This is a genomic window from Pseudomonas sp. GW821-FHT01E05, assembly GCF_059422425.1.
The window spans coordinates 502,774-521,272 of record NZ_JBWKWW010000001.1 but is presented as its reverse complement, the minus strand read 5'-3'; the positions used below and the strand labels follow the sequence as shown (position 1 = coordinate 521,272).

Sequence of the window (18,499 nt, the reverse complement as noted above, 5' to 3'; positions counted from 1 at the left end):
AGTTGTTGTTTTTGTCCTTCGAAAGCGTGACCTGTATCTATGGTTGGCGGCTTCCCTCCTCACACAACAGTGCTTGCAAGGTGTCCAGACGCGCACCATCAAAAGCGATGGCCGTGCCTTGCTCGAACACCCGGCGCGCCAGCCCGGTGAGCACCGCACCCGGCGGCAGTTCAATCTGCAAGCGCACACCGCGCTCGTAAGCGCTTTGCACCGTGCCCCGCCAGTCGACAACCCGGCACATGTTAAAGGCCAAGTCATCGCGCAGCTGCTCGACTGTACGAATCGGCCGTGCGCGACTGCCGCTCAGATAGCCCCGCGCCGGAACCTGCAACGGCACCCGGGCAAAGGCTCGCGCCAGGACCTGCGCCGGTTGCTCCAGCAACGGGCAATGGGACGGCACGCTGACCGCCAGCCGCTTGGCCAATCCGGCGCCGCGACCACGAGCCAATTGAGCGACTGCGTTCATCGCCGCGTCGCTGCCGGCAATCACCACCTGGTTATCGGCATTGATGTTGGCCAGGTAGACCGGTGTTTGCACACCGTGCACCTGCGCCAACAACCCTTCCACCGTCGCCAGATCCAGACCGATAATCGCGGTCATGCCATAGCCCTGTGGATAAGCCTGCTGCATCAACTCGCCGCGCAGGCTGACCAACCGCAGCGCATCGCTGAAGGCCAGTGCACCAGCCACCACTGCCGCCGGATAGGCGCCAATCGACAAGCCAGCCACATAGTCCGGCACCAGTGCTTGCTGCAACAGCACATTTGAACCCGCGACCCCGGCAATCAGCAGGCAAAGCTGAACCGCACGGGTTGAAGTCAGCGCCTGGGCCGTGTCTAACTGCAGCACGTCCTCGCCCAGTACCTCATTCGCCTCTTTCAAGCATGCTTGAACCACTGCACCTTGAGGCAAGCGATGGAGCATGCCCGGCTGCTGCGCGCCCTGGCCCGGGAACACAAACAGGCTGCTCACGCTGCCTGCTCCAGTGCATTCCACGGATCCATCACCAACCGCGCACCGCTGGCGCTTTTGAGCAATACCCGCCGCGCCGAGCCAGCCCATTCACGCAAGGCGACGGCGCCGTTGGGGGTTTGCAATTGCATGTCTACCGGGCAAACGGCGGCGTCCAACAGCTTTAACAATTCCAGCGCCTGAGCACGACCCAACGGCTGCGGGGTGCGCAAAATCAGGTCGAGATCGCTGTGCTGATGCAACGCTGCAACACCACTGGCCAATTCAAACCCGGCACTGCCGCTGACACCCCAGCTCACCCCCCCTGCGTCCAACAGTGGACGCACTTGAGCCAACGCCTGCAGCGCCGGCCAATCCCGATCCGTCTCCACATGACACAGCTCTTCGGGCCGCACCCGCCGCTCAATCGCCGCGACCGCCATCAGTGTGGCGTAACGCTGCTCACGCAAACGCCCGCGCACACCGACGGCGACCTGGCCGGCGGCGGCCAACGCACGCCGCACCACCACTGGCTGACCTTCACCCATGGCATCCATCACCCAGGCCGGAGCATCGGCGGGCAAGTAGTCTGGAGTCAGCCCCCAGAGCAGGTCATGGGCAAGTATCTCGATCATTTCGCTCACCACTGCTCGCGCAACAGCTGGCGAACCTTGCTTGACGCGGCTCGATTGCTGGCACCCAAGCGGCTGCCCAAATCATGACCAGAGGCTTGAACATCGCGAATCGCCTGAACCAGGCAACCGTTCACCCGCACCAGATCACTCGCCGTCGGCTGCTCGATCTGGCTGACTTCAAGGGTCTCCCACAGCAAGCCAAGACTGGCGAAGCTATCGATGTCATACGCCATCGGCGGTACGCTGGCGGCCAGGGCTTCGAGCTCTTCGACGCTACGCAAAGTCACTCGCGCTGCCGAGGCCTTGCCCATGGCATGCACCATCACGCCGGGATCGCGCAGGGCGATGAGTCGGTTGGCTTGATAACCATGCGCCAGAAAAGCCCCGGACATTGCCTTGCCTACCAACAGACCAATCACCGCATGCCCGGCCAGTCGTGCCCGGGCATAACTGTCCACCGCGCCAGCCAATGCCTGATGAATGCCCAGCGCCTCTTCGCGCCGGCCATACGCCTGGCTCGGTACATCGACAATGGCGATCAAGGCACGTTTGTGCGGTTTGTTGCGATCAGCCTCGATGATGTCATCCACCGCTTTGGCCAACCCCCAGCCTTCCAGCAAACCGACCTCACCGTTGCGGGCACGCACGAAGCGGTTATCCGGGTCCGCCACTACGGCGAGAAAGCGCACCGGTTGCTCGCCCAGCCGACCGTCGGCGACTTTCAATGACGCGGGTAATCCGCTTACCGGCTCAGCGTCGGCACTCAAGGCCTGGAACCACTGCAAGCCTCTCTGGGAATACATACTCATGAGCGCTCTCCTTGATACAGATCGCGAACCGTCGCCGGATCGATTTGCGGCTCGGCATCCAGACGGGCCAAGCGTTGCAGGAACAGATCGGCCTGACGGCTGCGCTGTTCCGCCGGCAAACCCTGTTGCAGCAATTCACTGATCTGCTGCTGAATCTGCACTACATCGTCGACCACATAACGGTCCACCAAACCACTGGCAAACCGCTGTTCGCCGCCGGTCAGGCTCCAGATGAATGGCCGGTCACGGGAGTCATATTCTTCGAGCCCGGCTTCCTGCTCGATCACCTGCGGACCATTGAGACCAAGCCGTGCTTCCTGGGTCACCAGCAAATAGCTGCACAACCCGGCAGCAATTGACATGCCGCCAAAGCAGCCGACACTGCCGGCCACCACACCGATGACCGGCTGGTACTGACGCAAGTCGACAATCGCCGCGTGAATATCGGCAATCGCTGCCAGGCCGAGATTGGCTTCCTGCAGACGCACGCCGCCGGTTTCCAGTAACAGCACAGCGCGGGTGGGGATGCCTTTGCGGTTGTCCTCAGCCGCCAGTTCCAGCGCACCGGCAATCTTCGCCCCGCCGACTTCGCCAAGGCTGCCGCCTTGAAAAACACCTTCGATGGCGGCTATCACCACCGGCAAACCGCCCATACTGCCTTTGGCAATCACCACGCCGTCATCGGCTTGCGGCACCACGCCCTGGCGGGCAAGCCACGGCGACATCAGGCGCTGAAACGGATCGAGCAATTCACGAAAGCTGCCGACATCGAGCAAGGCTTTCGCCCGCTGCCGGGCACCGAGTTCGACAAAGCTACGTCTCTCAAGGTATGGGTTCAACAACGTTGCGCTGTCAGTCATGGCCGATCTCCTCGAAACCTTGCTCCAGACGCAAACGCACAACACCTGGGGTGGCGCCAAAATCATGGATATCGATCAACAGCGCCGGTGGCGTCGATTCGTCGAACATCCGCTCGAACAGATGCTGCCAGCGTTGCGCACTGCCGTTGACCGAGGTCTGCACCTGGATCGTCAGCTTGCCGGCCTGACCCGGTTCCAGCAGCACTTCCAGATCACCGGAACCGACACAGCCCACCAGCGCCCTGCCCCTGGCTGGCTGCCCGGCGGGGAATTCAAAGGATAAGGTTTCCATCAAAATGCTCCCTGGATGAAGCCGTCGCCGGACTCGATACGATCGATAAACAGGCAAGCCGCGAGCAAATCCGCAGCCCCACCGGGCGAGGCGTTCAATGCCAATAATTGTTGATCCAGCTCGTGCAGGCGACGACGTCCGGCAAGGCTTGCGCTGCCACCCGCGTCGAGCACCGCTTGCGCGCCGTTCTGCATGGTTTGCAGACCTGCTTCGCCAGCGCGATAGAGCACACAGGTGTCAGCCAGCGTGGTCATGATCGCCAGCAAGGCATCGAGCCGGGCGTTCTGCTCACTGTGGCCATCGGCACGGCTGCGCTTGAGTTGCGGCAGAGCCCGTTGCACCACCGCAGGGAAACCAAGTTGCGCTTCTTCACGGGCTCCGCGAGCGCCGTAGCGTTGGGCGACTTGCGCACCGTGACTCTGTGGACGCGGGGCATAACGGTCGTCGAGCAAGGCCATCCGCGCTGCACGCAAGGTCACGGCGCTCGCGGCACTCGATTTGGGTTCCAGCGCGACAGCCGCGACCAAAAGACCCAATGCCCAAATCGCCCCACGATGAGTGTTCACACCGTTGGTGGTGGCGAGCATCGCTTGCTCACCTTCACGACCAATACGCCCGAGCGCTTCTCGCAGCGGCAGGCCGACTTCACCAAACTCAAGCGCCGCTTCGGCCATTTCCTTGAATGCCGGCCACAACGACAACGCCGAAGCGTGCATCAGCCCCAAGTGCAAATCGTTGTGGGCGCCATTGCCACGACAGTCCACCAGCGCCGGTTTCGGTGACAGGTCGGCCTCATCGATCAAAGCGTCTACCGCCAGGTCCGCCAGCCGTTCGGCCAGCGATAGGGTTTTGGGTTGCAGGTTGAATGCGTGCATTACCAGCTCCTGAACTTGGCGGGCGGGTTGTACAAGCCACCCGACCACTCCACCAGATCGGCGACGCTTTTCGCCGCGAGCAATTGACGGGTAGCGTCGGCACGGCGAATACCGAGGTCTTCCGGCAGCGCGATCAATCCTTCGCGGCGCATGCGGGCAGTGTCTTTCGGGTTATGCCGCAGGCCGATTGCCGTCACCCCGGCTACCGCGGCGATCATCGCCTGGCGCTCTTCCAGAGTACGGGCCTTGTACAGGTAGGCGATGCCTTCCTCGGTAAGCAAGTGAGTGACGTCGTCGCCGTAAATCATGATCGGCGCCAGCGGCATGCCGCTTTTCTTCGCCACCTCGACTGCATCCAGAGTCTCGACGAAGGTCGGTTTTCCGCCTTCCTGAAAGGTCTCGACCATCTGCACCACAAGTTTTTTACCGCGTTCAAGCAAGGCTTCCGGTGCATCGCCACGACGCATGTCCAGCCAGGCCGGTGTGCCGTGGCGGCGACCGCGAGGGTCGTGGCCCATGTTCGGCGCCCCGCCGAAACCGGCCAGCCGCCCACGGGTAACGGTCGAAGAATGACCGTCACCATCGACCTGCAAGGTCGCGCCGATAAACAGGTCCACCGCGTATTGTCCGGCCAGTTGGCTGAACATCCGGTTCGATCGCAATGAACCGTCGCGCCCGGTGAAGAACACGTCCGGCCGGGCGGCGATGTAGTTTTCCATCCCCAGCTCCGTGCCGAAACAATGCACGCTCTCGACCCAGCCACTTTCAATGGCCGGAATCAATGTGGGATGGGGGTTGAGGGTCCAGTTGCGGCAGATCTTGCCTTTGAGGCCGAGGGACTCGCCGTAGGTCGGCAGGATCAGCTCGATGGCCGCCGTGTTGAAGCCAATGCCATGGTTGAGAGACTGAACGTTATGTTTCTCGTAGATCCCGCGGATCGCCATCATCGCCATCAACACGTGTACCGGTTTGATGTGCCGCGGGTCACGGGTGAACAGCGGTTCGATGTAGAACGGCTTGTCAGCGACCACAACGAAATCGACCCACGAGGCGGGAATATCCACTCGCGGCAACTCGCTGACGTCATCCACCAACTGGTTGACCTGGACGATCACAATGCCGTCGCTGAAAGCGGCCGGTTCGATCAGTGCCGGGGTATCTTCGGTGCTCGGCCCGGTGTAGATGTTGCCCGCGCGGTCGGCCATAAAACCGGCCGAAAGCACCACGTTGGGAATCAGGTCCACTACCAGTCGGGCGTAAAGTTCGATGTACGTGTGAATCGCGCCGATTTCCAGCAGCCCGTCTTCCAGCAACTGGCTGATACGCAGGCTTTGGGTGCCGGCAAAGGAGAAGTCCAGCTTGCGGGCGATGCCGCGCTCGAACAGGTCCAGATGCTCGGAGCGACCGACGCTGGGCATGATCATGTGCAGATCATGCAACTTCAAAGGATCGGCTTTGGCCAGGGAACGGGAAAGGAAATCCGCCTGCTTCTGGTTGTTGCCTTCAAGCACCACCCGGTCACCGGGCAGAATCAGTGCCTCCAGCGCCGCGACAATCTTGTCGGTCGGCAACACCACTCCATCGGCGAGACCCCGCACCTGTTCGAGGCGACGCTGCTTCTCGCTGCGTCGCCGCGTCCAGCGCGAGTCGGGGGATATTATTGTTGTCATGCTCACTCCACGGGTTCGCTGTCGTGGAGCTACCTTAGGAGCGAATGAGGTGGCGCATCAATCAAGCACAGAGACGGATTGTTACGGTCAGGGTAATGGATGCATGGTCATCGTTTGTTCCACATGCACCAGCAACTGCGCAGTGCTTTCCAGCAACTGAGCGAGTAAAGCCTCGTCCTCATCCATATACCCCTCGTACTCCGCAAGATTACGCCGCTCATGGCACAAGGCGAAAAGTCGGACCTGAATTTTATTCACATTGGCGGTATGGAGGAGACACTGAAACACCAGATAACGTTTATCGGAGCGATAGCCACACAAACGCAAGGCAGTCAGAGCGATGGCGTGGGCGGCGTTATAAGCAAGATCAAAACGACTGGCGAAGGAGAGTTGTGATGCCTGTGCATCCTTCAAGCGGTCTATGGCTGAACGCATCAGCCCTGCACATTCCTTGCGATCGGGTGGCTCGGCTTTCAGACTGCCGCTACGTAGAAGGTTCTCCAGGTTTTCGTTCCTGCCCATCCTTGGACTCCGAAGGGTTCTCACCCATCAGGTTGATCTTTTCCTGTTGTGCTACCCGCTGAACAAAGCTGTTACCAGCCGCCAGTTTGCTCGCCCAATCTTCAGGGGTGTACAGCGTCGGGTTAAGGGTGCGGCCCAATTGCTCTTCAGTTGGCATCAACCGCTCCATCACTTCACTGTAGTGCAACCCCACACCGATCAACATCAGATCTATATCACTGGATGCGTGCGCCTGATCTTTGGCGATGGAGCCGTAGACAAATGCCCATGTCAGTTGAGCTGCAAACGGCGACAACGCCATGCGCAGTGGCTCGGCAATACCGAAAGTCTTACGGGCAATGCCAAGCAGTTCCTGATAAATAGGACAATCAGGATTGGCTTGATAGTGGGTCTGGTTGCCCTGGTGCGTCATGCTCAGCACCCCTGCCAACCGCAACCTCTCCAACTCGCGCATCAGGCTACCCTTACCGACCTGCGCCCAACGAGCGATCTGATTGGCATAAAAGCTTTGGTCGGGTTTGCCAAAGAGCAAACCCAACACTTTTTGCTGTGTTGAGGTAAACAATGCGTCACTTAAAGATAGACTTTGCACGGCCACAACCAACGAGTCCTAAAAAGGGAACGATAGGTCCCTTTTTAGGACTTATCAAGTCACGATCGAATGATCAAACCAACCCTGCTCCCACCAGCAACTCTTCCAGCCCCAGCAAGTCCGGTACCTTGGCCACTTGCTCGGCGATCTGTACGGCGGCTTTTTCCAGTGGGCAGAGCGGCACATCGACGTAGCTCAATTGGCTGTCGAGTTTGCAGGAGCGTGGTATCCCCTGAACCAGCAAGGCAATGAATTTGAGTTGCGGGCGGCCGCCCAGGGCGTTGAGCACGACGATGCGTGCGCGGTCGCCGATCACGGTTTTGTTGCCGCAGGCTGACTCGAAGCTGAGCAGCGGGATTTGCCGGTCGCGCCAGGTCACCATGCCCAGGTACCAGGGCGGCGAGTCGAGGTCGAAGGTGCCGGGTTGGTAGTCGATCAGTTCGGCGATGGCGACGTTGGGCAGGATCAGATTGCGGTCGGCCAAGGGCAGCAGCAGCCCGGTGAGGTTGCTGGTGCGGTGCTCAAGCATGGGTTTTACTCCAGTGGGCGATGCTCTCCAGCAAAACCGATTCCTGATACGGCTTGCCGAGGTAGTCGTTGACACCGATGGCCATGGCGCGATCGCGGTGTTTCTGGCCGGTGCGGGAGGTGATCATGATGATCGGCAGGTGCTGCAAGCGCGGATCGCTGCGGACCTGCATCGCCACTTCGAAACCGTCCATGCGTGGCATTTCGATGTCCAGCAACATCAGGTCAGGGGTGTGCTCCTCCAACAGCGCCATGGCGTCGACACCGTCCTTGGCAGTCAGCACGTTCATACCGTGACGTTCGAGCAGGCGGCTGGTGACCTTACGTACGGTGACCGAGTCATCGACCACCAGCACCAGCATTGGCCGCATCTGTTCGGCCTCAACCACAGGTAACTCGCCGCCGTTGGCAGTACGCAGTTGCGGCAAGCGTGTCTGCGTGGCGCGGATGTGTGTCAGCAGGTCAAGAATCAGCACCACCCGGCCATCGCCGAGGATGGTCGCGCCGGACAACCCCTGCACCGCGGCAAACTGCGGGCCGAGGCTTTTCACCACGATTTCCCGGGTGCCGGCCATGGCATCGACCTGCACCGCAATCCGTCGCTCATTGCAATGCACCAACAGCACCGGCAACGGCAGGCTCTGGCCGAGCAGCTTCGGTTTGACCGTGGTCTGTAGCAGTTCACCGAGGTAGCAGAGTTCATAGCGCTGCCCGGCGTACTCATAGAGCGGCGGGTCGAGTTGGTAATAGCTGTCCAGCTCGTTGGGCAGCACACGAACGATGCCTTCGATGGTGTTCAGCGGGATCGCGTATTGGTCGTCGGCGCACTGCACCATCAGCGCGCGGTTGACCGACACGGTAAACGGCAGACGAATGCGAAAGTGCACACCCTGTCCCGGGATCGAGTCGATGCTCATGCTGCCGCCCAGTTGCCGGACTTCTTCGTGGACCACGTCCATACCGACGCCACGACCGGAGATCTGGGTGATTTTTTCGGCGGTGGAAAACCCCGGTTGCATGATGAACTGCAGCACTTCGCGGTCGCTGATGTCGAGATTCGGATCGAGCAGCCCGCGTTTGATCGCCTTGCGCCGCACCGCTTCGAGGGGCACTCCGGCGCCATCGTCGCGTATGTCGAAAATGATGTCGCCACCTTCGTGAGCCAGATCCAGAGTGATCCTGCCCTGCTCCGGCTTGCCGGCAGCACGGCGCACCTCGGCGGATTCCAGACCATGGTCGACGGCATTACGCAGCATGTGTTCCAGCGGCGCGACCATGCGCTCAAGCACGTTGCGGTCCATCTCGCCCTGGGCGTTGCCGACAATGAATTCGACGTCTTTGCCCAACTCACTGGCGACCTGCCGGACGATTCGCTTCAGGCGCGGCACCATGCGTTCAAACGGCACCATGCGCGTACGCATCAAACCTTCCTGCAATTCGGTGTTGATCCGCCCCTGCTGTTGCAACAGGTTTTCCGCGTCATGGTTGCAGCGGTCAAGCGTTTCCTTGAGGTCGAGCAGGTCGGACGCCGACTCGAACAGCGCCCTCGACAGCTGTTGCAACTGTGAGTGACGGTCCATTTCCAGCGGGTCGAATTCTTCGTAGCCCAGACGTTCGGCCTCGACTTGCTGACGGCTGAGAATCCGCCCCTGAGTTTCGGTGTCCAGACGACGCAACTGGTCGCGCATGCGCTCGATGGTGGTTTCCATCTCGCTCAGGGCTACCTGGGCATCGTTGACCTGCTGCTCGATGCGGCCACGGAAGATCGAGGTTTCCCCGGCCAGATTGACCAGATCATCCAGCAGCTCGGCTGACACCTTGACCATATCGCCGGCCGCGCCGGCTTCGGGCGAAATCACTGGCGACTCGGCTTTAGCCTGTGCTTGTGGCGCGGCCTCGGCGGTTAGAGTCTGCAACTGCGGATCGCCCGCTACAGGATGAGTGAAGCCTCTGATTGCCTCGATCAATGTCTCGGCCGACAGCACCTGTTGACCCGCCCGCGCGGCATCCAGCATTTGTGCAAGCTGGTCATGGCTGCTTTGCAACAGCGTGAACAATTGCGCCGTCGGTTGCAGCAAGCCGGCCGACAGACCTTCGTAAAGAAACTCCAGCTCATGGGCCAGATCGCCAATCGGTGCGATTTCGACCATCCGCGCGCCGCCCTTGAGGGTATGCAGGTCGCGCAGCAGGGTTTCCACTTCAAGACGGTTTTGCGGCTCGGCTTGCCAGCGCAACAACGCGGCACCGGAACTGTCGATGATATCGAAACCTTCTTCGAGGAAGATTTCCAGCAACTCGGGATCGTTGCTCGTCGAGTCTGGCGGGGACGCGACTTCGAGCACTTCAGCGCTCGGGACACTGCCCAGACGGAACTCGCGAATTGCCTCGATCAAGGCACTCGGATCGCTCAGCGGTTGTTGATGGTGCAGTTGCTCAAGCAACATGGCCAAGCGGTCATGGCTCTGCTGCAACAGCTGCGCTAATTCGCTGGAGTGGCTGTAGCGGCGATCGACCAAACCTTCGTAGAGACTTTCCAGCTCATGGGCCAGGTCACCGACCGGCCCGACTTCGGCCATCCGCGCACCGCCCTTGAGGGTGTGCAAGTCGCGCTGCAACGACAATAGCGGCGCGGCGTTATCGGGCTCATCCAGCCAACGCTGCAAGGCTTGCCCGGCGCTGTCGAGGATATCCACCGCCTCTTCGAGAAAGATCGAGACGATTTCGTCATCCAGATCCAGGGCAACCGGCGCCTTCTCCAGCTCAGTGGTGGCGGCGCTCAGTTCGGTAATGCTCAACGAGCGACTGCCATCGCTCCTGATCAGGCCCATGGCTGACGGGTCGAGGCTTTGATCGAGCAAATCGCGCAGGGCTTTCACTCGCGCAGGCTGCGGGCTGACTTCCTGGCCGGCAGCCAGTTGATCAAGCATGCTGATCAACGCTTCGTGGGCACTGTCGGCCTCATGGAAAAACCGTTCGCTGACTGCAAGGCTGCTCTCTTCCACCGCGCCATACAGGTCGAGCAAGGCTTCGCACAGCTCATCGACCGGATGCAGGTCAGCCAGATGCGCGCCTTCACCCAAAGTGGTCAGTTCATCCAGCAAGGCACTGAGTTCCTGACGCTCACCCGGATGTTGCTGCCAACGGCGCAACAGGTTTTCAGCATCCAGCAGGATGTCCATGCCCTGGGCGAGAAAGTTGCTGACCAGTTGCGGATCACGCTTGATCCGAAGGCCCGTGTTCGGAGAGTTGAGGAGCGCTTGCAGGCGTTCGGCGAGTAGCGTCTGGGTACGTTCGATCAATGATTTCGCACCATTGATGTCAGCCAGCGGGTCGGTTTTCAGTTGCGTCAAACCCCGGCGCAACAACCCTTCGGCTTCGAGCAACAGTTCGACCTCATCCAGGTCCAGCGCAACCAGGTGCGCCTTGTATTCACGGGCCAGTTGATCAAGCGGTGTCGCCAGCTCGGCAATCGGCAACACGCCGGCCATGTACGCGCTGCCTTTGAGGGTGTGCAGCGCGCGTTGCAATTCATCGCTGGCCTGTAACGGCATGTGTTCGGCGGCTTGATCGAGAAAGCGGTTGAGGCTGTCGAGATGGGTTTCAGCTTCGTTGCGGAAAATCTCCAGCAACTGCGGATCGAGTGCTTCCAGTTCTTTCGCAATGGCGTCCGGGGCCTGTTCATCGCCCTTGCTCAGCGCATGGGCACGGAAGGCCAAATGGTCAACATCATCACGCTGGCGCTGGGCATTGGCGGCAAACTCGCCGACCAGTTCGGGCAACAGTTGCAACACCTCGCCCAGCAGTTGCTGCACCTGCGACCCTGGCTCGACGCTGTGTTCCAGGACCCGGTTGAGCAGGTTTTCCACCGACCAGGCCAGCTCGCCCAACACCAGTGCCCGGACCATTCGCCCGCTGCCTTTCAACGTGTGGAAGGCACGGCGCAGTTCGCTCAACGCGGCTTTGTTGTCGGGGTCAGCCGACCATCGTGGCAAATATTCGTGCAATACCTCGAGGACTTCGTCGGTCTCTTCGAGAAAGACTTCCCGCAACTCATCGTCCACCGGCGCCTCACCGACGGGCGGTGGCAGCAAGCTGCCCGGCGTATGCAGGGCTGGCGGGTTGAGGACGGAAACCGGGCTGGCCAGTACGTCGGCCAGGGACTGCACGACTTCAGGGCTGTCCAGCGTTTGCAGATCGTTCATCACCAAGGCTTCAGGCGCGGTGAGCACATCATTGAGCAGCGGCACTTGCAGCTGGGCCGGGAAATAACCCAACGCGGCCAGGCTCTCCTCGGCGACGTCCAGCACCTGTTCGCCAGGCGCCTGAGGGTCTTCACTCAAGCGTTCCAGGTAATACTCGACGCTGGTGATGACGTCGGCCAGATTGTCGAGTTGCTGCCAACCGGGCTTAATCCGATCGACCAACAAATGCTCACGGATGAAGCCGTTACAGGCTTCCAGCAGACTCGCCGCGCGACTCAGCGGAATCATCGCCAGGGCACCGCGTACCTGGGTCACCAACGCCGGCAACGGTTGCAGCCGCCGACGATCCCAACCGGCGTCGATGAAGTCGACAATCATGTCCTTGGCTTGCTGCAAACAGATCCGCGCTTCCTTGATCACCAACTGGTGAATCTGGGTCAGGTCGGTGGTCGGCAGCCGGCTTTCTTCGCGACTCTCAGGCTCCACCGTACCGACCATTCCGGCCAGGGTTGCCTCGACGTACAGCAAGGCCCCGGCCACATCCATGAGAATCGCATCATTGGGTTGGCGCTGCCCTTGGGCCAGACTCAGGACTACCGCCAGTTGATCAATGATCACCTTGCGCGGCTGGCCGAAACCGAGCACCGCCAGGGTGTCGGCAATTTGCCGCAACGGCGCGAGCAGGTTGTCCAGGTCGGAGGCATGCTGGCGATCGCTGCGCACGAACAGGTCCAGGCGCTCCTTGACCCGCACCAACTCTTCGCACAACGCGGCCAGTACCGAACGCATGGCATCCCGGTCCGGGCCTGCCAGACGTGCGCGCTCTGCATCGACCACGGCACTGTCAGGCAGCGCGTCATCAAGTCCGTAACTTTCTTTCATGGTCTGCATCTGCCCGGTGGGGTGTTCGGCTTTAGCAATATAGAACAACAGGCTTTTAAGCAGCTCTTGCGGGGCAGGCTGATTGATTCCGGCCATCCCTTGTTCGAGCAAGCGCTTGAGTTCCCTGTCGGCGTCTCTGAGCAAACTGCGCAGTGCCGGGCTGTTGGCGATGCTGCCAGCGAGCATGCCCTCCACCAGCGCCGAAGCGACCTGCCACAACGGACTCAGGGGCGCGTTCCGGCAAAGCTCTTCAAGGCAGGCGAAGACCTTGGCCAGATGAACCAGGTGGGTTTGATCATCCTGTTCGCGCAGCAGCCCGGTAACCGCCACATGCAGCATTTGCCGCAACGTGCGCAGCACACTTGGCAGATCCGCCGGCTCGAGCAGCGCCAGGGTTTCTTCGTCCAGCGCTGGCAAGTCCAGTAACTGCGGGCTGAACAGACTGGTTTCCGACAACAGGCTTTCGCCGCGGGCGCTGCGCAGATCATTGAGCAATGGCAACACCACCAGCGGCAAATCGCGGCGGACGCTGTGAACGCGGTCGAGGTAGATGGGCAGTTGACCAAGCGACTGCTGCAACAGCCGGATGGCTTCATCGCGATGGCTGACGCGGTTCTGCTGTAAAGCCAGCGCCAGTTTTTCCATTTCTTCGGCAAGCAAGGCCGCGCCGTAAAACTCGACCAACTGCAGACTGCCATGAACCTGATGAATGCACGCCAGGCACTGGTTGAACGCGGACGCCACCTGCGGGTCGTCGACCAGGGTGTCGAGGGCCATGCTGTCCAGGGCAAGAAAGGCCTGCTTCAGCGTTTCGGCAATCTCGCCCTTGACCCATTCGAGGGCCACATAGTCGTGCCGATCAACCATAACCACTCCAGTCAATTTCATACCCGGCATGCACTGATCAAGCGTTATCCGCGTCCCGCTCCATGGCGGCTGGCAAGGTGAAGCCGGACACCGAGCGCCGTAGTTGGCTGGCCATTTTCGCCAGGTTACCGATGCTCTCGGCGGTGGCGGTCGAGCCGGACGACGTTTGCGTGGTGATCTGCTGGATCACGTTCATCGTCAAGGAAATCTGACCCGCCGAGGACGTCTGCTGCTGCGCCGCATTGGAGATGCTCTGGATCAAAGCCGCGAGGGTTTTCGACACGCCTTCGATTTCTTCCAGAGCAACCCCTGCATCTTGAGCCAGTCGGGCGCCACGCACCACTTCGGTGGTGGTCTGCTCCATGGAAATGACCGCTTCGTTGGTGTCAGTCTGGATTGCCCGCACCAGGTTTTCGATCTGCCGGGTCGCTGCCGACGAGCGCTCGGCCAGCCGCTGCACTTCATCGGCCACCACGGCAAAGCCACGCCCGGCGTCACCGGCCATGGAGGCCTGAATAGCCGCGTTGAGCGCCAGAATATTGGTTTGATCGGCAATGTCGTCGATCAGGCTGACAATGTCGCCAATTTCCTGAGAAGACTCGCCCAGACGCTTGATGCGTTTTGCGGTGTCCTGAATCTGCTCGCGAATGTTGTCCATGCCGTGGATGGTATTGTGCACCACCTCGTTGCCTTTGTTGGCGATCTCCACCGAACGCTCGGCCACTGCTGAGGATTCCGCCGCGTTGGCCGACACCTGGTCAATGGACTGGGCCATTTCATTAATAGCCGTCGATGCCTCGGAGATCTGCTGCGCCTGATGCTCGGAAGCTTGCGCCAGGTGCATCGCCGTCGCCTGGGTTTCCTGTACCGCGGCGGCGACCTGGCCGGCAGTGAGGTTGATGGTTGCCACCAGATCGCGCAGCTGATCGACCGAGTAGTTGATCGAATCGGCGATGGTGCCGGTAAAGTCCTCGGTCACCGAAGCGGTCACCGTCAGGTCGCCATCGGCCAGGTCTTCGATTTCGTCCAGCAGACGCATGATCGCGTTCTGATTGCGTTCATTCTTCTCGGCCGTCTCGCGCAACTGGCGATTGGTTTCCCGAACCATCACCAGACCGATCAGGATGATCGAGGTCAGCGCCAGCAAGCCCAGAACGTAACCGCCGATAGAATGGGTCGAGCGCCCACCTGCCAGGTTCTCGAAGCCGGTGGCCAGCAGCGAGGCTTCATCGAGCAGGGTCTGCGACAGACTGAAAATGTTGCTGGCCGACTCACGAACCTTGAACAGCTCGGGCGAGGTTTCAAGGATTTCATCCACTGAACCCGAGACGAACTGGAACAGCTCGGCGATCTCGGTCAGACGTGCGCGAGCATCGAGGTCCTCGACCTGACTGACTTTCAGCGCTGGATTGCCCTGGAGCATACCGTTGAGCACCTGGCCAAAGCGCGTCGCATCACGACCAAAGGCATCGGCGGCCTGCACCGCGGTATCGTCACCGGCAAGCACGGTGTTCACCGCACCGAGAATGCGTTCGGCCAACAGCGACTGACGCTGGGCCATGGCCACCTGACTGGCAGGAGCCCCGCGCTGCAGCAGGATCTCCACGACTTTTTCGTACTCGACCTGCAATTGCGGCACGGTCTCGGCCAGCGTCGCCGCGACCTGGTGCAAGGACAGCACGGTTTGTTCGCTGGAAAGAATCGCATCGGTGTTCTTCAGCAAGCGTTCCCAATCCAGCTGCACCGCACGCATTTCCGGGCGCACGTCCGGCGGCGCCCCCGGCAGACCGGTGCTCGGGTCGCCTTTTTTCAGATAACCCCAGCGTTGCGCAAAATCATTGCGCGCATCGCTCAGCAGCTTGAATGCGGCCGCCTTGCCGGCCGCCGCCTCGGTGGCGTTCTTGGCGATACGCTGGGACAGCACCCGCAGTTCACCGGCATGGCCGATGTACTGCTTGTCGTAGTTGGACTGAGTGTTGAGGTAAGCGAAGTTGGCGAACAGCAGCATGATGAACACGATCAGGGCGATGAACAGCACGATGATCTGCGAACGGCTGCGTGACCCTTCCATTGATTTGCCTGTATTTGCTTTTATCATCGGTCCTCGCCTAAATACCTGAATTCCTACCTTCTGTAGGAGCGAGCGGTGCGGCGATCCGACTTGCCCGCGAAATGGGCAGCGCGGTTTTACAGGTTCACCGCGTTATCGTTCATCGCGGGCAAGCCTCGCTCCTACAGCGCTACATCCATGAAGCCCGGCGACTGTGCCAGGGCGAACGGGCTGAAGACCTGCCAGAGTTGTTCGCGCTGGAACTGCCCCTTCACGTACGGTGCAATCGCGACTTCCAGCGGGTACGACGACACCGACTCTAGACTGTCGTGCGCAAAGTGCTGCATGCCGAACACCTCATCCACCATCAAGCCGGCAAACACATCATTGTGCTCGACCACCAGCACTCGCCGCTGTTTACGCAACGCTGACAGCTCGTGTCCGAAGAAACCGCACAAATCCATGATTGGCAACAGCCGTCCGCGCAGATTGGCGACACCTTTGACCCAGGGTTTTACCCCGGGTAGCACGGTATAACGCGGCTCATGCAGGACCTCGCTGACTTCACCCATGGGCGCGACGTACCAGCATTCGCCGATACGAAAGCCAATCCCGCTCCAGCTCTGCTGGCGGGTTTCCTGGGACGGCAAATCCGCCGCCAGCAGGCGACAGCGCTGGTCGATCTCCAGCAATAGCTCAAAAGCAGTTTGCGAGTCGGTCATACGACCGCCGTCAGCCGGCCGACTTGTTATCAAGAACCGCGCTCAAGGTCTTGATCAGGGTTTCTTCATCCACAGGTTTGGTCAGGTAGTCCTTGGCGCCCTGGCGGGTACCCCAGACTTTGTCGGTTTCCTGATCCTTGGTGGTGATGATGATCACCGGAATGTGGCTGGTTTCAGCGTCCTTGGTCAGCTGGCGGGTCGCCTGAAAACCGTTGAGGCCCGGCATGACGATGTCCATCAGGACGGCGTCGGGCTTTTCCTGGCGGGCCAGGGCCACACCGTCGGCGCCGTTTTCAGCCTTTAACACTTCATGGCCGTGCTTTTCCAGCATGCCAGTCAGTTTGTACATTTCGGTCGGCGAGTCATCGACGATCAGAATACGTGCCATGGTCTTCCCCATTGGTATAGGCGTGCGGCCCGCTGGCCGCACGTCAATGTGCTTGCTCTACTGCAGCGAAACCCGGCACATGGGCCTTGATCGCGCTCAGCAGTTCTTCCTTGCTGAAGGGCTTGGTCAAAAACTGGTCAGAGCCGACGATCCGACCCTTGGCCTTGTCGAACAGACCGTCCTTGGAGGACAGCATAATCACTGGCGTGGACTTGAACGCGCTGTTGTTCTTGATCAGGGCGCAGGTTTGATAACCATCCAGACGCGGCATCATGATGTCGACGAAGATGATTCCGGGATGATTATCGGCAATCTTGGCCAGCGCATCGAAACCATCGATCGCCGTGATCACTTCGCAACCCACGTTCTTCAATAATGTTTCGGCAGTACGGCGAATCGTCTTCGAATCGTCGATCACCATGACCTTCAAGGCGCTGGAATGCTGTTCCATATCTGCTCTACCATCGCCACAGCGAATCGATTTTGTCCGTGTACCGGTTACCAGCACTTGAAACCCTTGATGTTCAAGGGCTCGGGAGCCTTTTTAGCACAGTCGCAAGCTTCAATCTATCGGCCGACCAGCGAGGTGTTTTTTCCTTGACCGGGAACAAGCCGAGCGCCACTCTGACGCCACTTTTTCAAGCCATATCGGCCTTGCCGAATCGAGGATATTGCCCATGAGCGTTCGCGTCGGGATTGTCATGGACCCCATTGCCAGCATCTCCTATAAAAAGGATAGCTCGCTGGCCATGCTGCTTGCCGCCCAGGAGCGCGGCTGGTCGCTGTTCTATATGGAGCAGCGCGACCTCTACCAGAATGCCGGTGAGGCGCGGGCGCGGATGCGTCCCCTGAAAGTTTTTGCCAACCCGGAAAAATGGTTCGAACTGGAAGCCGAAACCGACAACGCCCTGAGCGATCTGGACGTGATCCTGATGCGCAAGGATCCGCCGTTCGACATGGAGTTCGTCTACTCCACCTACCTGCTGGAACAAGCCGAACGCGCCGGTGTGTTAGTGGTGAACAAGCCGCAAAGCCTGCGCGACTGTAATGAAAAGCTGTTCGCCACACTATTCCCGCAGTGCACGCCGCCGACCGTGGTCAGCCGTCGCCCGGATATCTTGCGCGAGTTCGCCGACCACCACGGTGACGTGATTCTCAAACCGCTGGACGGCATGGGCGGCGCATCGATCTTCCGTCACACCGCCGGCCACCCGAACCTCTCGGTCATTCTGGAAACCCTGACCCTGCACGGCAAGCAGCAAATCATGGCTCAGGGCTATTTGCCGGCGATCAAGGACGGCGACAAACGCATTTTGATGATCGATGGCGAGCCGGTACCGTATTGCCTGGCGCGAATCCCGGCAGCCGGCGAAACCCGCGGCAACCTCGCGGCCGGTGGTCGTGGCGAAGCGCGACCGCTGACGGAGAAGGATCGCTGGATCGCCGCTCAGGTTGGTCCGACCCTGCGTGAAAAAGGCCTGCTGTTCGTCGGCCTCGACGTGATTGGCGAGCACCTGACGGAAATCAACGTCACCAGCCCGACCTGTATCCGTGAGATCGACAACGCCTATGGCACGAAAATCGGCGAAATGCTGATGGATGCCATCGATCTGAAGCTTAAAGCCCGTTGATATAGAACACACAAGCACAAAC

At 60.3% G+C, this 18,499-nt stretch carries 16 protein-coding genes; 1 reads left to right on the top strand and 15 read right to left on the bottom strand.

Going from position 1 to position 18,499, the window contains the following annotated elements; genetic code table 11:
* Positions 1 to 37 precede the first annotated feature (37 nt).
* From mdcH to pilG, 15 genes are all read right to left on the bottom strand, one after another.
* Complete coding sequence (gene mdcH, locus AC07W5_RS02595; protein ID WP_495013110.1) at positions 38 to 973, bottom strand: malonate decarboxylase subunit epsilon; 936 nt, start codon at positions 971 to 973, stop codon at positions 38 to 40.
* Positions 970 to 1,587 carry a malonate decarboxylase holo-ACP synthase gene (locus tag AC07W5_RS02590; RefSeq protein ID WP_495013109.1) on the bottom strand — a complete coding sequence of 206 codons (618 nt, stop codon included), beginning with the start codon at positions 1,585 to 1,587 and terminating at the stop codon, positions 970 to 972. Before AC07W5_RS02590 ends, mdcH begins: the two co-directional genes overlap by 4 nt.
* 5 nt (positions 1,588 to 1,592) lie before the next feature.
* Positions 1,593 to 2,396 carry a biotin-independent malonate decarboxylase subunit gamma gene (gene mdcE, locus AC07W5_RS02585; protein WP_495022733.1) on the bottom strand — a complete coding sequence of 268 codons (804 nt, stop codon included), beginning with the start codon at positions 2,394 to 2,396 and terminating at the stop codon, positions 1,593 to 1,595.
* A complete protein-coding gene (locus AC07W5_RS02580) occupies positions 2,393 to 3,256 on the bottom strand; it encodes a biotin-independent malonate decarboxylase subunit beta (RefSeq protein WP_494990689.1) in 864 nt (287 codons plus the stop codon). The genes mdcE and AC07W5_RS02580 overlap by 4 nt, the downstream gene beginning before the upstream one ends.
* Positions 3,249 to 3,548, bottom strand: a complete 300-nt coding sequence (locus AC07W5_RS02575; protein WP_494990690.1) for a malonate decarboxylase subunit delta — start codon at positions 3,546 to 3,548, stop codon at positions 3,249 to 3,251. Before AC07W5_RS02575 ends, AC07W5_RS02580 begins: the two co-directional genes overlap by 8 nt.
* The gene (locus AC07W5_RS02570; RefSeq protein ID WP_495022732.1) at positions 3,548 to 4,423 is read right to left on the bottom strand and encodes a triphosphoribosyl-dephospho-CoA synthase; all 876 of its coding nucleotides are present in this window, start codon (positions 4,421 to 4,423) and stop codon (positions 3,548 to 3,550) included. Before AC07W5_RS02570 ends, AC07W5_RS02575 begins: the two co-directional genes overlap by 1 nt.
* Positions 4,423 to 6,093, bottom strand: coding sequence for a malonate decarboxylase subunit alpha (gene mdcA, locus AC07W5_RS02565; RefSeq protein ID WP_495022731.1), 1,671 nt, complete (start codon positions 6,091 to 6,093; stop codon positions 4,423 to 4,425). Before mdcA ends, AC07W5_RS02570 begins: the two co-directional genes overlap by 1 nt.
* Before the next feature lie 87 nt (positions 6,094 to 6,180).
* Positions 6,181 to 6,615 (bottom strand): hypothetical protein, encoded by a 435-nt coding sequence (locus AC07W5_RS02560; protein WP_494990693.1) that lies wholly within the window; start codon positions 6,613 to 6,615, stop codon positions 6,181 to 6,183.
* Positions 6,578 to 7,207 carry a nucleotidyltransferase domain-containing protein gene (locus tag AC07W5_RS02555; protein WP_495013115.1) on the bottom strand — a complete coding sequence of 210 codons (630 nt, stop codon included), beginning with the start codon at positions 7,205 to 7,207 and terminating at the stop codon, positions 6,578 to 6,580. Before AC07W5_RS02555 ends, AC07W5_RS02560 begins: the two co-directional genes overlap by 38 nt.
* Positions 7,208 to 7,280: 73 nt before the next feature.
* Complete coding sequence (locus AC07W5_RS02550; protein ID WP_494990694.1) at positions 7,281 to 7,736, bottom strand: chemotaxis protein CheW; 456 nt, start codon at positions 7,734 to 7,736, stop codon at positions 7,281 to 7,283.
* Positions 7,729 to 13,686, bottom strand: a complete 5,958-nt coding sequence (locus tag AC07W5_RS02545) for an Hpt domain-containing protein (RefSeq protein WP_495022730.1) — start codon at positions 13,684 to 13,686, stop codon at positions 7,729 to 7,731. The genes AC07W5_RS02550 and AC07W5_RS02545 overlap by 8 nt, the downstream gene beginning before the upstream one ends.
* A gap of 37 nt (positions 13,687 to 13,723) precedes the next feature.
* On the bottom strand, positions 13,724 to 15,784 hold the full coding sequence (locus AC07W5_RS02540) for a methyl-accepting chemotaxis protein (protein WP_495013105.1): 2,061 nt from the start codon (positions 15,782 to 15,784) through the stop codon (positions 13,724 to 13,726).
* Positions 15,785 to 15,918: 134 nt separating this feature from the next.
* Positions 15,919 to 16,458 carry a chemotaxis protein CheW gene (locus AC07W5_RS02535; protein WP_494990697.1) on the bottom strand — a complete coding sequence of 180 codons (540 nt, stop codon included), beginning with the start codon at positions 16,456 to 16,458 and terminating at the stop codon, positions 15,919 to 15,921.
* A 10-nt stretch (positions 16,459 to 16,468) separates the two neighbouring features.
* Positions 16,469 to 16,846 (bottom strand): twitching motility response regulator PilH, encoded by a 378-nt coding sequence (gene pilH, locus AC07W5_RS02530; protein WP_495013104.1) that lies wholly within the window; start codon positions 16,844 to 16,846, stop codon positions 16,469 to 16,471.
* A gap of 43 nt (positions 16,847 to 16,889) precedes the next feature.
* On the bottom strand, positions 16,890 to 17,297 hold the full coding sequence (gene pilG, locus AC07W5_RS02525; protein ID WP_494990699.1) for a twitching motility response regulator PilG: 408 nt from the start codon (positions 17,295 to 17,297) through the stop codon (positions 16,890 to 16,892).
* A 226-nt stretch (positions 17,298 to 17,523) separates the two neighbouring features.
* Here pilG and gshB point away from each other — a divergent pair, with 226 nt between their 5' ends.
* Entirely contained in the window at positions 17,524 to 18,477 is a 954-nt protein-coding gene (gene gshB / locus AC07W5_RS02520; RefSeq protein WP_494990700.1) for a glutathione synthase, read from the top strand.
* The last annotated feature ends 22 nt before the right edge of the window (positions 18,478 to 18,499 follow it).

Excerpts from the sequence above, each read along its gene's own strand:
- gshB (WP_494990700.1), top strand. The coding sequence starts at position 17,524 with ATGAGCGTTCGCGTCGGGATTGTCATGGACCCCATTGCCAGCATCTCC.
- AC07W5_RS02575 (WP_494990690.1), bottom strand. The coding sequence starts at position 3,548 with ATGGAAACCTTATCCTTTGAATTCCCCGCCGGGCAGCCAGCCAGGGGC.
- AC07W5_RS02560 (WP_494990693.1), bottom strand. The coding sequence starts at position 6,615 with ATGGGCAGGAACGAAAACCTGGAGAACCTTCTACGTAGCGGCAGTCTG.
- AC07W5_RS02535 (WP_494990697.1), bottom strand. The coding sequence starts at position 16,458 with ATGACCGACTCGCAAACTGCTTTTGAGCTATTGCTGGAGATCGACCAG.
- AC07W5_RS02540 (WP_495013105.1), bottom strand. The coding sequence starts at position 15,784 with ATGATAAAAGCAAATACAGGCAAATCAATGGAAGGGTCACGCAGCCGT.
- mdcA (WP_495022731.1), bottom strand. The coding sequence starts at position 6,093 with ATGACAACAATAATATCCCCCGACTCGCGCTGGACGCGGCGACGCAGC.
- AC07W5_RS02580 (WP_494990689.1), bottom strand. The coding sequence starts at position 3,256 with ATGACTGACAGCGCAACGTTGTTGAACCCATACCTTGAGAGACGTAGC.
- AC07W5_RS02550 (WP_494990694.1), bottom strand. The coding sequence starts at position 7,736 with ATGCTTGAGCACCGCACCAGCAACCTCACCGGGCTGCTGCTGCCCTTG.
- pilH (WP_495013104.1), bottom strand. The coding sequence starts at position 16,846 with ATGGCACGTATTCTGATCGTCGATGACTCGCCGACCGAAATGTACAAA.
- AC07W5_RS02590 (WP_495013109.1), bottom strand. The coding sequence starts at position 1,587 with ATGATCGAGATACTTGCCCATGACCTGCTCTGGGGGCTGACTCCAGAC.
- mdcE (WP_495022733.1), bottom strand. The coding sequence starts at position 2,396 with ATGAGTATGTATTCCCAGAGAGGCTTGCAGTGGTTCCAGGCCTTGAGT.
- pilG (WP_494990699.1), bottom strand. The coding sequence starts at position 17,297 with ATGGAACAGCATTCCAGCGCCTTGAAGGTCATGGTGATCGACGATTCG.
- AC07W5_RS02545 (WP_495022730.1), bottom strand. The coding sequence starts at position 13,686 with ATGGTTGATCGGCACGACTATGTGGCCCTCGAATGGGTCAAGGGCGAG.
- AC07W5_RS02570 (WP_495022732.1), bottom strand. The coding sequence starts at position 4,423 with ATGCACGCATTCAACCTGCAACCCAAAACCCTATCGCTGGCCGAACGG.